General features: G+C 71.4%; 15 protein-coding genes. 10 read left to right on the forward strand and 5 right to left on the reverse strand.

From position 1 onward, the window contains the following. Window positions 1-43 precede the first annotated feature (43 nt). The 5 genes from D1350_RS16440 (at window position 44) to D1350_RS16460 (ending at window position 5,120) form a co-directional block, all read left to right on the forward strand. Window positions 44-856, forward strand: coding sequence for an ABC transporter ATP-binding protein (locus D1350_RS16440; RefSeq protein WP_125777110.1), 813 nt, complete (start codon window positions 44-46; stop codon window positions 854-856). Continuing rightward, window positions 853-1,614 (forward strand): ABC transporter permease, encoded by a 762-nt coding sequence (locus tag D1350_RS16445; protein WP_125777111.1) that lies wholly within the window; start codon window positions 853-855, stop codon window positions 1,612-1,614. Before D1350_RS16440 ends, D1350_RS16445 begins: the two co-directional genes overlap by 4 nt. Before the next feature lie 34 nt (window positions 1,615-1,648). Next, a complete protein-coding gene (locus D1350_RS16450; protein ID WP_125777112.1) occupies window positions 1,649-2,467 on the forward strand; it encodes a MerR family transcriptional regulator in 819 nt (272 codons plus the stop codon). Between the two features lie 62 nt (window positions 2,468-2,529). Then, entirely contained in the window at window positions 2,530-3,858 is a 1,329-nt protein-coding gene (locus D1350_RS16455) for an amidase (protein WP_125777113.1), read from the forward strand. Window positions 3,859-3,899: 41 nt separating this feature from the next. Then, window positions 3,900-5,120 carry a M15 family metallopeptidase gene (locus D1350_RS16460; protein WP_164545195.1) on the forward strand — a complete coding sequence of 407 codons (1,221 nt, stop codon included), beginning with the start codon at window positions 3,900-3,902 and terminating at the stop codon, window positions 5,118-5,120. 138 nt (window positions 5,121-5,258) lie between these two features. Here the strand turns inward: D1350_RS16460 and D1350_RS16465 are convergent, their stop codons facing one another. Continuing rightward, on the reverse strand, window positions 5,259-6,305 hold the full coding sequence (locus D1350_RS16465) for a lytic polysaccharide monooxygenase (RefSeq protein ID WP_125777115.1): 1,047 nt from the start codon (window positions 6,303-6,305) through the stop codon (window positions 5,259-5,261). A 202-nt stretch (window positions 6,306-6,507) separates the two neighbouring features. Between D1350_RS16465 and D1350_RS16470 the strand changes: the two genes are divergently transcribed. After that, complete coding sequence (locus D1350_RS16470) at window positions 6,508-7,971, forward strand: MATE family efflux transporter (RefSeq protein WP_125777116.1); 1,464 nt, start codon at window positions 6,508-6,510, stop codon at window positions 7,969-7,971. Between the two features lie 11 nt (window positions 7,972-7,982). Next, complete coding sequence (locus D1350_RS16475; RefSeq protein ID WP_125777117.1) at window positions 7,983-9,164, forward strand: acyl-CoA dehydrogenase family protein; 1,182 nt, start codon at window positions 7,983-7,985, stop codon at window positions 9,162-9,164. 90 nt (window positions 9,165-9,254) lie between these two features. Here the strand turns inward: D1350_RS16475 and D1350_RS16480 are convergent, their stop codons facing one another. From D1350_RS16480 to D1350_RS16490, 3 genes are all read right to left on the reverse strand, one after another. Further along, on the reverse strand, window positions 9,255-10,346 hold the full coding sequence (locus tag D1350_RS16480) for a lytic polysaccharide monooxygenase (RefSeq protein WP_206074570.1): 1,092 nt from the start codon (window positions 10,344-10,346) through the stop codon (window positions 9,255-9,257). A gap of 86 nt (window positions 10,347-10,432) precedes the next feature. After that, a complete protein-coding gene (locus tag D1350_RS16485) occupies window positions 10,433-10,735 on the reverse strand; it encodes a hypothetical protein (protein WP_125777118.1) in 303 nt (100 codons plus the stop codon). 110 nt (window positions 10,736-10,845) lie between these two features. After that, a complete protein-coding gene (locus D1350_RS16490) occupies window positions 10,846-12,501 on the reverse strand; it encodes a right-handed parallel beta-helix repeat-containing protein (RefSeq protein WP_125777119.1) in 1,656 nt (551 codons plus the stop codon). Window positions 12,502-12,798: 297 nt separating this feature from the next. Here D1350_RS16490 and D1350_RS16495 point away from each other — a divergent pair, with 297 nt between their 5' ends. The 3 genes from D1350_RS16495 to D1350_RS24935 all read left to right on the forward strand — a co-directional run bounded on the left by D1350_RS16495 (window position 12,799) and on the right by D1350_RS24935 (window position 14,685). Continuing rightward, entirely contained in the window at window positions 12,799-13,554 is a 756-nt protein-coding gene (locus D1350_RS16495; RefSeq protein ID WP_125777120.1) for a DinB family protein, read from the forward strand. 74 nt (window positions 13,555-13,628) lie between these two features. Beyond that, window positions 13,629-13,994 carry a DUF2171 domain-containing protein gene (locus D1350_RS16500; RefSeq protein ID WP_125777121.1) on the forward strand — a complete coding sequence of 122 codons (366 nt, stop codon included), beginning with the start codon at window positions 13,629-13,631 and terminating at the stop codon, window positions 13,992-13,994. A 79-nt stretch (window positions 13,995-14,073) separates the two neighbouring features. After that, the gene (locus D1350_RS24935; protein ID WP_125777122.1) at window positions 14,074-14,685 is read left to right on the forward strand and encodes a serine hydrolase; all 612 of its coding nucleotides are present in this window, start codon (window positions 14,074-14,076) and stop codon (window positions 14,683-14,685) included. On the opposite strand, the gene D1350_RS16510 is transcribed toward D1350_RS24935, so the two are convergent. After that, window positions 14,601-15,176, reverse strand: a complete 576-nt coding sequence (locus D1350_RS16510) for a hypothetical protein (RefSeq protein WP_125777123.1) — start codon at window positions 15,174-15,176, stop codon at window positions 14,601-14,603. The genes D1350_RS24935 and D1350_RS16510 overlap by 85 nt on opposite strands. Window positions 15,177-15,290: the final 114 nt, after the last annotated feature.

Below are 15,290 nucleotides of genomic sequence, written 5' to 3' on the forward strand. Positions count from 1 at the left end.
ACCGGAGCCATCGAACATGACCGTCACGAGAGAAGGAACGGATATGACCACCCCACAGGTCCAGGAACCCGCCATCCACGTGCGGGGCCTGGAGAAGTCGTTCAAGGAGCTGAAGGTCCTGCGCGGCGTCGACCTCGCCGTGGCGCGGGGGAGCATCTTCGCGCTGCTCGGCTCGAACGGCGCGGGCAAGACCACCGTCGTGCGGATCCTGTCCACGCTGCTCCAGGCGGACGGGGGCACCGCGACCGTGCACGGCTTCGACGTTGCCACGCAGGCCGAGCGGGTGCGGGAGTCGATCAGCCTCACCGGCCAGTTCGCCGCCGTCGATGGGGTCCTGACCGGGCGGGAGAACCTGGTGCTGGTCGCCCGGCTGCGTCATCTGAAGGATCCGGGCCGGATCGCGGACGACCTGCTCGAGCGCTTCTCCCTGACCGACGCCGGCGGGCGCAAGGCGGCAACCTACTCGGGCGGCATGCGCCGTCGGCTGGACATCTCGATGAGCCTCATCGGCAACCCGCCGGTCATCTTCCTCGACGAGCCGACGACGGGCCTGGACCCCCAGGCGCGCATCGAGGTGTGGGCGGCCGTCAAGGAGCTCGCCCGGAACGGCACGACGGTGCTGCTGACCACGCAGTACCTGGAGGAGGCGGAGCACCTCGCCGACCGGATCGCGATCCTCCACGAGGGCCGCATCATCGTCGACGGCACGCTCGGCGAGCTCAAGGCGCTGCTGCCGCCGGTCAAGGTCGAGTACGTCGAGAAGCAGCCGAGCCTCGAGGACGTCTTCTTCTCCATCGTCGGTACGAACAGCGTCGGCACGGACAGTGTCGCCACGGACAGTGAGGGAAAGCGATGAACAAGCATTTCTTCGGCGACACCGCCGTCCTGACGGGGCGGTCCCTGAGCCACATCATGCGCAGCATGGACACGATCATCACCACGGCGGTCACGCCGATCGCGCTGATGCTGCTGTTCGTGTACGTGCTCGGTGGTGCGATCAACACCGGCACCGGCAGCTACGTGAACTACCTCCTGCCGGGCATCCTGCTCATCACGATCGCCTCGGGCATCGCCTACACGGCGTACCGGCTCTTCCTCGACATGCAGGGCGGGATCTTCGAGCGGTTCCAGTCGATGCCGATCGCCCGCTCCTCGGTGCTGTGGGCGCACGTGCTGACGTCGCTGGTCGCCAACCTCGTCTCGGTCGTGATCGTGGTGCTCGTCGCCCTGCTCATGGGGTTCCGCTCGGGCGCCGGGGTGCTGTCCTGGCTCGCCGTCGCCGGCATGCTGGTCCTGTTCACCCTGGCACTGACCTGGCTCGCGGTCATCGCGGGACTGTCGGCCAAGACCGTGGACGGCGCGAGCGCCTTCTCCTACCCGCTCATCTTCCTGCCGTTCATCAGCTCGGCCTTCGTGCCGACGGACACCATGCCGGGCCCGGTGCGGTGGTTCGCCGAGAACCAGCCCGTCACGTCCATCGTCAACTCGATCCGCGACCTGCTCGCCCAGCAGCCGGTCGGCACCGAGATCTGGGTCGCCCTCGCCTGGTGCGTCGGCATCCTCGCCGCCGCGTACGTGTTCGCGATGGCCGCCTACCGCCGCAAGGTGTCCTAGCGGGAAGAGGCGTCGATAGGCGTATAACGGGGTGGTGTTCTCCATCGGCGACTTTGCTCGGCACGGTCAGGTGTCGGTCAGGATGCTGCGGCACTACGACAACCTCGGGTTGCTGCCTCCCGCCCGGGTCGACCCAGCCACGGGCTACCGGTCCTACGAGGCCGGTCAGCTGGGCACGCTGAATCGGATCGTCGCGTTGAAGGGCCTCGGGCTGACCCTCCAGCAGGTCGGCAGGATCCTGGCCGACGACGTCGGTGCGGGGGAGCTGCGCGACCTGCTGCGGGTGCGCCAGGCGGAGCTGGCCGCTCAGATCGAGGCGGACACGTCCCGGCTGGCTCAGGTGGAGAGCCGCTTGCGAACCATCGAGTCCGAGGGGGCCATGCCGGCTGTCGAGGTGGTTGTCCGCTCGGTGGCGCCCGTGCGAGTCGCCGAGATCAGCGCCCGCGCAGCCGGGTTTGATCCCGGGTCGATCACCCCGGTGATCCGGCCCCTGTACGGGCGGCTGACCGCGCGCCTGTCCGCGGCGGCCGTCTCGGTGGTCGGCCCGGCGATCGCCTACTACGACCACCACGACGACGGCTCGGTGACCGTGCATGCGGCGGTGCCGGTCAACGCGTCGCCGACAGGCGCGGACCACTTCGACATCCGCGACCTTCCCGGGGTCGACGCCGCGGCGACCCTCGTGCACCGAGGACCCATGGAGGACGTCCTGTCCTCGGTGCAGCAGCTCGCGCGATGGGTGGACGGCCACGGGTTCCGGTCCGCGGGCCCATCGCGCGAGGTGTACCTCGAAGCCTCCTCGGACCTCAGCGAGTTCGTCACCGAGCTGCAGGAGCCGATCGTCGCTCCCTGAGCCCCTGCCCTGCAGGCCGGGCGCTGGACCGTGACACCGTGTCAGGGTCTACAACGGCTGACATGACCGCCGACATCGCCTTCACGAGCGCCCGAGCGCTCGCCGCACGCATAGCCGCTCGCGAGGTCAGCGCCGTCGAGGTGCTCGACGCCCGGCTGACTCGCATCAGGGACCTCAACCCGGGTCTCAACGCCGTCGTCTCGCTCGACCCGGACGCCGCGACGGACGCCGCGCGTCGTGCCGACGACGCCCTCGCGCGCGGCATCGACGTCGGACCGCTCCACGGAGTCCCCATCACCCTCAAGGACGGCCATGACGTCGCCGGGATGCGCACCACGATCGGCACTCCGGTGTTCGACCGGGTCCCAGACCGCGACGGGACGGTCGCCGCCCGCCTGCGCGCGGCGGGCGCGATCATCGTCGGGCACACGAACGTCCCGCCGTTCCTCGGGGACTACATCGCGGAGAACCCGATCTTCGGCCGCACCAGCAACCCGTGGGACACCCAGCGCACCGCCGGTGGATCCAGCGGCGGTGCCGCGTCGGCCCTCGCCTCCGGACTGACCCCGGTGGAGGTCGGGTCCGACCTCGCCGGCTCGCTCCGGGTGCCGACGCACTTCTGCGGCGTGTACGGCCTGAAGGCCACGGAGCACCGCATCCCCATCACCGGGTTCTTCCGGCCGGTCGACGGTACGGCCCAGTCGGTCCGCATCATGACCAGCCTCGGGCCGATGGCACGCGACCTCGACGACCTCGAGCTGATGCTGCGGCTGATGGCGGGCCCCGACGGTCTCGACTCCGACGTCCCTCCGGTGGCGCTGCCCGCCCGGCGCAAGCGCTCGCCGGGATCGCTGCGGCTGGCCTGGGCGCCGGAGCTTCCCGGCGCACCCGTCACCGACGAGCTGCGTGCTGAGGTGGAGCGCGTCGCTGGGGAGGCGGCCGCTGCGGGCGCCGTCGTCCATCAGCGACTTCCCGGCCTCGACTGGTCAGGGCAGCGGGTGTTCGGCGAGCTCATGAGCCTGACCGAGGTGTACGCGCCCGGCGCGGAACAGACGACTCTCGACTGGTACTTCCACGCGCTGGAACGCCGCGACCGATGGGTGAGCGCGTGGGAGCGGTTCTTCGACGACTACGACGCTCTCATCCTTCCGCCGGCGGCCTCGGTCGCCTTCCTGCACGGCGCGACCGGGACGGACGAGCAAGGGCGGAGCTGTGTGTTCGCCAACCTTGCTGGTCTGCCCGCGCTGACCCTTCCCGCGGGCATGAGCGCCGGGCGCCTGCCGATCGGCGTGCAGATCGTCGGCCCGAGATGGTCGGAGATCCAGCTGCTGGAGGTCGCGGCCTGTCTCGAGGACCGGGGGATCCTCCCGGGGTTCGTGCCACCGTACTGATCTTCTGCACCGCCCGAACCCCTCGTGCGAGACTGCTGGCCATGTCCCAGCTGCCCCTGCCGCGGATCGTGATCGCGCTCGTGGCGCTCGCCGTCCTCCTGGGCGGCGGCGTCGCGTACGGCGTGGCTCAGGTGAGCGCCCAGCAGGCCGCGGCCGAGCGCGCCGCCGTGGAGCAGGCGGCGGGGGAGCGGGCCGCCGAGGAGCGGCTCGCCGTCGCGCAGGCCGCCGTCGGGCAGATCCTTGCTCAGGCGAGCGAGGCCCAGGCGGGCCTCTCCGCCCAGGTGGCGACGGCGGAGGAGGTCTTGGCCACCTCCGACGGCAAGGTGGCCGACGACGCCGTCCGGGTCGCCCTCGCGGACCAGGTCGCCACCGCGAAGGCGGCGGCCGCGGCCGGGCCGCCAGAGGTGGCCGACGACGCGACGCTCGCCGAGGTCGAGGCTGCGGAGACCGCCGCGACCGGGTGGGCCACCACCCTGCGGGAGGCGGCGGAGGCGCTCGCCGGTCGCACCGAGGAGGTGCGCGCCGCCCAGGGCGCCTGGGAGACGGCGCAGGCTGAGGCCGCGGCCGCCGCCGCGGATCTCCCGGCCGCGAAGGCGGCACTCGAGCACGTCACCTACCAGCTCGGGATCTCGGTGCGGGACTCCGGATACACGATCGAGTGGACCCGGGGAGACGGTGCTCCGGCGTCGGCCCTCGACCTGTTGACCGGTCATCGCGCCGAGGGCCAGGCGGCGCTCGCCGCGGCCGTGGACGTCGCCGACCTCGGGTCGGTGCGGGCCGCCGCCGAGCGGCGGGAGGCGGCGCGCGTCGCGATCGAGGCGGCCGCGTGGGACGCCCGCGCCACGGTCGCGGACGGGACGAACGGCAAGCTCCCGATCGGCGACCTGTGCCCGATGGGCGTCGGCCCGGAGGGGCAGGACCAGTACCTGCGGTGCGACGCCGCAGCCGCGTGGGAGCGCCTCGGCGCGGAGTTCGAGGCGCAGTTCGGCAAGCCTCTGCGCGTGGAGTACGGCTACCGGCCGTACGACTGGCAGCTCCAGGTGCTCGACGAGTTCGGGGGAGGTCTTGCCGCCCGGCCGGGCACGTCGAACCACGGCCTGGCGGTCGCGGCGGACGTGCCCGTCGACGACGGGTTCCAGTTCGGCCGGCCGGAGTTCGCCTGGCTCGCGGCCAACGGCCCGCGCCACGGCTGGGTCCATCCCGACTGGGCGCGGCAGGGCGGCGGGCGCGAGGAGTCCTGGCACTTCGAGTACGTGGGGTGAAGCAGCCCGGTCCTGGTCGAGCACGGTCCTGGTCGAGCACGGCCGGGGTCGGGCGGGGTGCAGGAGGACCCAGGACGGGGGCACGGTCGGATCGACCGTGCCCCCGCCATGGATGCTCAGCGCTCCTGTGCGATCAGCTCACAGAGCCGTGCACGTCGCGGTCAGGCCGGAGGCCGAGCCGCTGCCGATGTAGCCGGCCGTGGCAGTACCGCCGGGGGCGAGGCTGCCGTTCCAGCCCACGTTGGTGAGCTGGTTGCCGCCGGACAGCGTCGCGTTCCAGGCCTGCGTGATCGTGGCTCCGCCCACGGTGACCCGCCAGCCGCGCAGGGCTGCCGAGCCGGCCGTGACGCGCACGTCGGCCTGGTAGCCGCCGCTCCATGAGTTCACGACCGCGACCTGGGCCGTGCAGCTGCCCGTCCCGGGCGTCGGGGTCGGCGTGGGCGTGGGGGTCGGGGTGGGCGTCGGGGTGGGAACCGGCGTGGGGGTGGGCGTCGGGGTCGGCGTGCTGGTGCCGCCGCCGATGTTCACGTCCGAGCACAGGTAGTACGACTGGTCCAGGTGGCTCGCCTGCCAGATCGTGTAGATCACCGCGCGACCGCTGCGGCCGGCCAGGTTGAGGTCCGCCTGGTACAGGCCGGTCGGGCCGTGGCGCCCGGTCTGCGTGACCAGGTCGAGGTCCTCCCAGCCGAGCGCCTCGGTCGTCGGGTCGAAGCCGGGCTTCGACACGTAGATCTTCAGGTAGTCGGCGCCATGGCTCGAGGGGTCCGTCAGCGTGAGCCGGGCCTGCTGCGAGATCGACTTGGCGGTCCAGGCACCCGGCGTGTCGAGGTAGTTGTACACGCCGCTCGCCGTACGGCCCGCCGAGCAGAGCTGGCCGCTCGGGATCGCCTGCTCGTGGCGGCCGGCCACGTTCTCGCGGAAGACTCCGTTCCAGTTCCACATGGCGCCGGCGTTGGCCTGCCAGGCGCCCCAGCACATCGGGTCGGTCTGCTGCATCTGCGGGTTGGTGTGGTTGCCCGACCACCGCTCGTAGCAGCCGTAGTTGCGGGCCGGCGGGTCGGTCACGGACCCGTGGGCGGCGGCCGGTGCGGCCGTCGTCGTGACGACGGCGACGGCTCCGAGGGGCGCCATCACCGCCAGACAGAGAGCCGCGGCAAGACGGCGTAGTCGCACTCGCGTGGACATGTTTCCTCCAGGTGCTCAAAAGGCTGCAGCGGCGCAGCCATGGCGCGCTCACGATGCCTGGGCGCCGGTGGCACCGCCAGGAGCCCAACCGATTAACACCGGCCGGCGAGACGCCTCGCCGCCTCGCCACGCCGTCTCGCGCGACCACATCTCGAAACGATTCGACACTGGCCTCTCGACGGTTCTAGGCTCTGGCGTTGAGATGATCAGAGACCTCACCACCGGGCCACCCACCCGCCTCATCGTCACGTTCGCCGTCCCGCTGCTCCTCGGCAACCTCTTCCAGCAGCTCTACCACTTCACCGACGCCGTCGTCGTCGGGCGGCTCGTCGGAGTCGACGCGCTCGCCGCCGTCGGTGCGACCTGGTCCGTCACCTTCCTCCTCCTCGGCCTGTCCTGGGGGTCGTCCGCGGGGCTCGCCATCCCCGTCGCGCGAGCCTTCGGCGCCGGCGACCAGCCCGCGCTGCGCCGGGCGTTCGCCGCGGGCGCCCTGATCTCGGCGGGTCTCGCCCTGCTCATCACCCTCGTCGGCACCCTGGGGGCGCGACCCTTCATGGTGCTGCTCGGCACGCCGCCCGAGCTCGTCGACGACGCCACGACCTTCCTGGTGGTGACCTTCGCCGGGGCGGCCGCGATGGTGTCGTTCAACTTCCTGTCCTCCGTGATCCGGGCGCTGGGCGACAGCCGCACGCCGCTCGTCTTCCTCGTGGTCGCGTGCGTGCTGAACGCCGGCCTGGTCGTGGCCTTCGTGGGCGGGCTCGGGCTGGGCGTGGGCGGCGCGGCGCTCGCCACCGTCGTGGCGCAGCTCGTGTCGGTGGCCCTGTGCCTCCTCCTGGTGCAGCGCCGGATGCCGGTGCTGCACCTGCGTCGCGAGGACTGGCTGCTCGCCCGTGCGGACTTCGCCGAGCCGCTGCGCCTCGGGATGTCGATGGGGTTCCAGATGGCCGTCATCGCCGTCGGGGCGATGGTCCTGCAGACCGCGATCAACGGGCTCGGGGCCGAGGCCGTGACCGCGTTCACCGTGGCCTCGCGCGTGGACCAGCTTGCCGTGGCCCCCCTGAACTCGTTCGGGATCGCCCTCGCGACCTACGTCGCGCAGAACCGCGGCGCGCTCGCCTGGACCCGCGTGCGCCAGGGGGTGCTCCGGACCACAGGGGTCTCCGCCGTCGCGGCCGTGGTCCTGGGCGTTCTCGTCGTGGTCCTGGGGGAGCCGATCGTCCGCCTCTTCGTCGGCGGCGGCGAGGCGCAGGTCGTGGCGCTCGCCCACCAGTACCTCGTCGTCAGCGGCTGCCTCTACGTGTTCCTCGCCCTGCTGTTCGTGTACCGCAACGCCGTGCAGGGGATGGGCCGCGCCACGTCGCCCGCCGTGTCCGGCTTCGCCGAGCTGGTGCTGCGGGCGGCGGCGGGGATCGTCCTGGTCCGGTACTTCGGGTTCCTGGGGGTGTGCCTCGCGGCCCCCCTCGCCTGGATCGGCGGCCTGGTGCCGGTGGCCGTTTCGTGGTTCGCCGAACGACGTCGGCTCGTGGACAACGAGCGGTACGCGCCACCACTGCGGGACGCGCCGCTGCCGGACGCTGCGCTTCCGGACGCTGCGCTTCCGGACGCTGCGCTTCCGGACGCTGCGCTTCCGGACGCGCCGCGAGACCTGGAAGCCGTGCTGTCCTAGAGTCCTTCGTCATGAGCACCGCCGCCCTCACCGACCTGTTCGACGTCGAGTCGGAGCTCGCTCCGCACGAGCGCGAGACGAGGGACACGGTGCGCGCCTTCGTCGACGTGGAGATCCGCCCCCACATCGCCCGCTGGTTCGCCGACGCGTACTTCCCCCGCGAGATCGTGCCCGCGATGGCCGGTCTCGGCCTGCTCGGCATGCACCTCGAGGGCTACGGGTGCGCGGGCCGCTCCGCCGTCGAGTACGGGCTCGCGATGCAGGAGATCGAGGCGGGCGACTCCGGCCTGCGCACCTTCGTGTCCGTGCAGGGGTCGCTCGCCATGACGGCGATCGCGAAGAACGGGTCCGAGGAGCAGAGGCAGCGCTGGCTGCCGGGCATGGCCGCGGGCGAGATCATCGGCTGCTTCGGCCTGACGGAGCCCACCGCGGGCTCGGACCCGGGCACCATGGCCACCACCGCCGTCCTGACCGGCGGCGAGTGGGTGCTCAACGGCGCCAAGCGGTGGATCGGGCTCGCCTCGATCGCGGACGTCGCCGTCATCTGGGCCAAGGCCCTGTCCGACGACGGCACGCCGCAGGTCCGCGGGTTCCTCGTCCCGACCGCGACACCCGGGTTCACGGCGACGCCCATCGAGCCAAAGCTCTCGATGCGTGCCTCGATCCAGTGCGACATCGAGCTCACGGACGTGCGGCTCCCCGAGGACGCGATCCTGCCCCACAACCCCGGGCTGCGCGGTCCCTTCGCCTGCCTCAACGAGGCCCGTTACGGCATCGTCTGGGGCGCCCTCGGCGCCGCGCGCGACAGCCTCGAGGCCGCCCTCGCGTACTCCGCCGAACGGCTGCAGTTCGGCAAGCCGCTCGCCGCCTACCAGCTCACGCAGGAGAAGCTGGCGAACATGGCGCTCGCCGTGGCCCAGGCGCAGCTCGTCGCGCTCCGCCTGGGCCGGCTGAAGGACGAGGGGCGGCTCGACCGGCACATGATCTCGGCGGGCAAGCTCAACAGCTGCCGGGTGGCGATCGAGGTGGCGCGGCAGGCCAGGACGATCCTGGGCGGCAACGGCATCACGCTCGACCACTCACCGCTGCGGCATGCGAACAACCTGGAGTCGGTCCGGACCTATGAGGGCACCGACGAGGTCCACACGCTCGTGCTCGGCCAGCACCTGACAGGCATCGCGGCGTTCCGCTGAGTCGCTCGCCCGGTGGTCTCGCCCTCGGACGGGGCGGGACGGGACGGGTGCGCAGAGGCGCCGTGGGCGTCTCTGCGCACCCGTCGTCGATCAGCGTGCGGCGCAGGTGGCCGAGCTGGGTGGGTTTCCGCTGCCGATGAAGCCGGCGGTGGTGCTGGCTCCGGCGCTGAGGCTGCCGTTCCAGGTGGCGTTGGTCAGCGTGGAGCCGGAGAGCGTGGCGCTCCAGGCCTGGGTGATGGTGGCGCCGGCGACGTTGGCGGACCAGCCGGTGATGGCTGCTGTGCCTGCCTTGACGACGAGCTCGGCCTGGTAGCCGCCGCTCCAGGAGTTGACGACCCGGACGGTGGCGGTGCAGGCGCCGCCGGGCGGCGGCGGGCTGACCGGCGGCGGGCTGACGGGCGGCGGGCTGACCGGCGGCGGGCTGACGGGCGGCGGGCTGGACGGCGGCGGGGTCCTCGGCGGGATCGACGGTGTCGGGTTGCCCGGGCCAGGGACGATGTCCCCGCCACCGATGTTGATGTCCGAGCAGAAGAAGTACGCCTGGTCGGAGTGTGACGCCTGCCAGATGGTGAAGAGGACAGCCCTGCCGGAGCGGCCCGCGAGGTTCACGTCGGTGACGTACGGGTCCGACGTCGGGTAGCGGCCCGTCTGCTTGACCAGGTCGAGGTTGCCCCATCCGACGGCCTGCGTCGTCGGGTCGAAACCGGGCTTGGTCACGTAGATCCGCAGGAAGTCGGCGCCGTGGTCGGAGCCGTCGGTCAGGGTGAGCGTGAAGTTCGCCGGGACGCCCTTGGCGTACCAGCGGCCCGGACGGTCCATGGCGTCGTACAGGCCGTTCTGGGTGTGCCCACCGGAGCAGAGCGCCCCGCTCGGGATCCGCGACTCGAACTGACCGCCCAGGCCGTTCTGGTAGAGACCGTTCCAGTTCCACATGGCGCTGGGGCTCGATTGCCAGGCCTGGGCGCACATCGGGTCGGCCGTGGCCATGGCCGGGTCGAGGTGGTTGCCGCTCCAGCGCTCGTAGCAGCCGTAGGTGCGCGACGGCGGGTTGGTGACCGACCCGTGCGCCGCGGCAGGCGGTGCGGTGGCCGCCTGGATCGCCACCACCCCCACCGAGAGGATCATCGCGAGGGCGGCCAGCACGACCGCGGCCCTCGCCCGGACGGATTTCACGACGAGCATGAGTTCCTCCTTGAGCTCGAGAGAACCACCACCGTGCAGCGATCCGGACAGAGTGGGCCAGGGTGCGAATCCTTTAGCCAGTGCGATCAGGGCCGCGGGTCCCGGCGCGTCCAGGGCTTCTCGTCCCGGCGTACGCCCAGGGCGGCCGCGCACCTCCGGCAGACGCCCGTCACCCGGTCGGCGTAGCCGCCGGTCGCAGGCTGGACGTCGGCCCAGGTGATGTGCGGGAAGCGCCGCAGTCCCTCGCGTGCCAGCGCGAGGCCGCAGGCCGTCTGGTTGGTGCCGCGAAACCACGCATGGACCTCACCCGCCGGCGCTCGGACGTGGTCGTCCGGGTCGGTCCACTCCTCAGGTGCGGCCACGGAGGCGTTCTTGACGCGGTTCGGCACGGCGCTTCCTCCAGGTCGGTCGGTGCCTCGTCGGTCGACAGCGTAGTTCCCGGACGACGACGACCCGGATCCAGGAGGATCCGGGCCGCCGGGTCAGACGTTCAGGAGGTTCAGAGGTTCACCGTGGTGCCTCCGATGGTCACCACCAGGCGGCCGTCGGCGGCGAAGGACCAGCTGAGGGAGCCCGAGTACTGCGAGCAGCGAGAGCCGTTGGAACCGGACCACCACTGGTTCCCGCCGGCGTCGTTGCCGATGATCCGGTCGGCCGAGCCGCTGGAGCAGGAGGTGTTGTTTCGGAACGTCGAGGTACCGGCGTCGAAGGTGAAGTTGCGCTCCGTGTTGCCGATGCTCAGGTTGTTCTCGATGGTCATCGACCCGGGGTTGCTGTTGTACGTGAACCCGTGCTTGCCGTTGTCGAAGGCGATGCTGCGCTTCACGGTGTGGTTGACCTTGATTCCCTCGCCGCCCAGCTTGTAGCCGTTGCGGTCGCCGGCCCCGGCCTGGGAGCCGTCCGTCAGGGTCCCGTTCTCGTACGCGAGCGAGTCCTCGATGGTGACCGTCCCGATCGGGCCGGTGTCCGGCTTGGTGTAGAGGTCCCAGCCGTCGTCGATGTTGTTGTGGGCCACGGTGTACCGGAACACGTTCCCGGGACCGACGGTGAGCTTCGGCGCGAACCCGTCCGCGTCCTCGCCGTCGGAGTCGGCGTTGTCGTGGGAGACCGAGGACACGACGAGGTTGTTCGACGGCCACTCGCTGGAGGGCGCCCCCGCGGTGTACCGGGAGAGCTGGAGCCCGGAGTCGCGGTTGAATCGCGTGATCACGCGCTCGACGATGTTGTTGCTCCCGCCGAGGAGGATCCCGTTGTCGCCGGCCCGCTCGACGACGATGCCGCGCAGGTGCCACCAGTCGCCGCCGATGGCGAGCCCGCGGTTGGCCGAGTTCTCGGTCTGGGTCGAGAAGTTCAGGACCGGCGTCTCACCGGGGTAGGCGAAGAGCTTGGTGCGGTTGCCCGAGAGCCCGTCCTTGCCCGGCTCGATGTGGATCGTCTGCGTGTACCGGTAGGTGCCGCCGCGCAGGTAGATCGTGCCGCCGGGTGCGATCCGGCTGATGGCGGAGGCGAGCGTCGTGGGGGCCGCCTGGGTCCCTGCGGCGCTGTCGCTGCCGGTCGGTGCGACGTACAGGGCGTCCGCGGTCGGCGGCACGGACGGCGTCGGTGTCGGGGTGGGCGTCGGCGTCGGCGTGGGGGTGGGCGTCGGCGTCGGGTCGCCGCCGCCGGTCGAGCCGGCGTAGGTCTCGAACTCGGCCACGCGCGGCGTGCTGCTGGAGCTGGTGATGACGAAGCTGATCTTGCTCAGCGAGGTCGCGGGGAAGGCGATGGCGTCGGTGGTGACGCCGGTGCCGGAGGCCAGGACGGCGCCCGTGCTGTGGTTGGTCAGGCGCCAGGCGCCGATCCGGCCGGTGGCACCGGCCGCCTCACGGATGACCACCGCGGAGATCGTCTTGGCCGATCCCCACTTGACCGAGATGGTGCCCGTCGTGCTGCTCGGCGACCAGTAGGTGCTGGTCGAGCCGTCGATCACGTTGCCGTAGCTCGTCCCGGAGGCCTTGCTCGAGCCGTCGGCACCGGCGCCGAGGCTCAGGTTGGGTCCGGTGGGCACCGCTGCCTGAGCGTCGGGGGCCGTGGCCAGGCTGGAGATGCCGATCGTGGCGGCCAGGGCCAGCGTGGCCCCCGCCGCGAGGACGCGTAGTCCGACTCTTGTTCTCATGTCCTGCCTCACTCTTCGTCGAATGCGGAGTTGTGGTTGCGCTTCCATGCGTGTCTCGGCGGACGGGCGCCGCGCAGTCCTCCCCGGGGGGCGTCCGACGACAGCGGCCGTACGGGGGTGTCCGCCCCGGCGCTGGAGCGATGCACACAGATGAGACAAATAACCCGGGTAACCGGTTTCTCAGACGCTAGCAACCGCTTTCCCAGTTGACAAGCCCTCACGGAGACCGGATCCGTGGGTCACGGCAGCGGGAGCTCCGGACCTGCGTGTCAGAGGCTCGGCGTAGCGTCGGCGGCTATGAGGCACATCAACGGTGAGGACTGGCGCGGGGCCGACATCCGCCACGCTGACCTGAGCGGTGCTCAGTTTCGCGAGGTCGGCCTGAACGGCGTACGGATGCGCGGGGTGGAGCTGGCCGGCGCTGACATCGACGGCTACATCCACGGCCTGCGCATCAACGGGGTCGAGGTGCAGCCCCTGGTCGAAGCGGAGCTGAACAAGCGATACCCGGAGCGCGCGCTGCTCCGGGACCGCACAGTGTCCGGGCTGCGCGCGGCCGCGGAGGCCTTCGACCGCATGTGGGAGGCCACCTACGAACGCGTCGCCTCGATGGCTCCGGGCACGGTGGACGTCTCGGTCGACGAAGAGTGGTCGTTCGCCCAGACCTTGCGTCATCTGGTGCTCTGCACCGACGGCTGGCTGCGCTGGGGCGCGCAGGGCCGGCGTGAGGACGTGTTCTGGCCTGCCGGAGTACCGCACTCCGCGTTGGCCGCCGAGGCGCCGGGGATCGGGATCGATCCGGACGCGGCGCCGTCGTACGACGAGGTGCTCGGGGTCCGCAGGGGCCGGATGCGTGAGGTGCGTGACTTCCTTGCCACGGTCACACCCGAGCAGGCGGGCAGTCCAGCCGCACCGCCGCCGTGGATGGACCAGTCCGAGCCCTTCGTCGTCGCGCAGTGCGTGTGGGTGGTGCTCACCGAGGAGTGGCACCACCACTCGTACGCCACCCGGGACCTGGACCTCATCGCCGCAGGCAGCGGCTCGTCCACGTGAACGACGTCGGCCCGGATGCGTACCCTCGCGCGGCGGTGCAGCATCAAGGAGAGCGCACGACGAGGGGAGCGGACGTGACCGAGTTCTCGGGGCCCGAGGGCCCGATCCGCGACGTCACCGAGGGGATGAGGGTCGTCGACGCCGACGGCGAGACCGTGGGGACCGTCGACGAGGTGCGGATGGCCGACGCCGGCGCGGACACCAGCGCCGGCCAGTCGTCCGGAGGGCCGCGCAACGTTCTCGAGTGGGTCGCCGAGGTGTTCGGAGGCGAGAGCGGCCTGAGTCCGCAGGCCCAGGAGCGCCTCGCGCGTCTCGGCTTCGTGCGGGTCGACGGCCGCGGCCTGTTCTCGGGACGCCGGTACGTCGAGGCGGACCAGATCGCCTCGGTCGCCGGCGACGAGGTGCGGCTCTCCGTCACCGAGGACCAGCTCTTCAGGTAGGCGGCTCGACACCGTCGTCGCAGGCCACTGAGCCCGTCCGGCGCCATGTCGCCGTGCCGCGTTCTGCCAGGATGAGGCGGTGCGCACCCCACTCTCGTCCCGATGGTTCGTGTCCGTCCTGTCGCTGATGCTGGTCGCCGTCCCTGCGGCGGTCGTCCACGCCGCGGCCCCGGCGGACGAGGCGACCGGGGACCGCATCGACGCGTACGTGAGTGCCTACCTGGACCGTCACGCGCTGCCCGGCGCCGCCGTGACGGTGGTCCAGGACGCCGAGGTGGTGCACGAGGGCGGCTACGGTCACGACTCCGGCGGCGGGGCGATCACCACCACCACGCCGTTCCGGGCACAGTCGATCTCCAAGTCGTTCACCGCGTTCGCCGTCCTGCAGCTCGTCGACGCGGGCGCGGTCGTTCGTCGCGGAGCTCAAGACCCTGTCCGACTACGAGATCGTGGACCTGCCGACGGGCCACTGGCCCATGTTCACCAAGCCGGAGGAGCTGGGCCGGGCGATCTGCGCGGCGGTGCGCTGACGGCGTCGGGGCCGTCGACGGGATCGGCCGCTCACCGCTACGGACGTGGCCGACGATCTGCCTGCCTTGCTCCGAGTCAGTCAGTCGGCTGGTGCTCGTCGCGTCGGATGATCGTCTGCACGGCGTCGGCAAGAACTGGCCCCGCGATGGAGCACCAATAGTCCACCTCGTCGCGGTCTGGCAGGGGGTAGAACATGTCGTTCCTCCCGAGCCGTTCCCGTACGGCCTCCGGGCTGTAGAGGATCGCGAACTCCTCGTCGTACGGTGGCTGGCCGGCGACCCACGACTGGACGACGGCGGACGCGCGGCGGTGCATCTGGTTCCGGACGTCGTCCGTGAGGAGTTCGGGCGTCATCCGGGTTCCGAACCGCGAGCTGGCGACGGCCCAGGAGTCATAGCTGTAGGTGGGGGCGAAGCCGACATCCGCCCGGACGCTGATCGCCTTGGAGACAGGCCCGTCCACGATGAGTGAGTGGGCCCGGGATGGCCGGGCGTACTGGAACCAGACCCGCGCGGCGGACAGGCCGCTCGAGAGGACGCGCTGCCAGCCGTCGCGATCAGAGACCGGCACCATCCCGAGCGGCTCGAGGTGGGGAGCCAGACCGCTGCGCACGGCACGCTTGACGGAGCGCAGATCGAGGAAGTCAGGCATGACGTCATCTTGCCTGTCATCGGTGATGGACCTCGCCCCGGGGCTAACGGTGGCCTGTCCTCGGCTGGTTGCTGAACGCGGAGCGAGCTCCACGGCGAGTATGGCTAGACTGCC

Origin of the sequence: Antribacter gilvus, from assembly GCF_003946865.1 — a bacterium.
Classification (GTDB): domain Bacteria; phylum Actinomycetota; class Actinomycetes; order Actinomycetales; family Cellulomonadaceae; genus Antribacter; species Antribacter gilvus.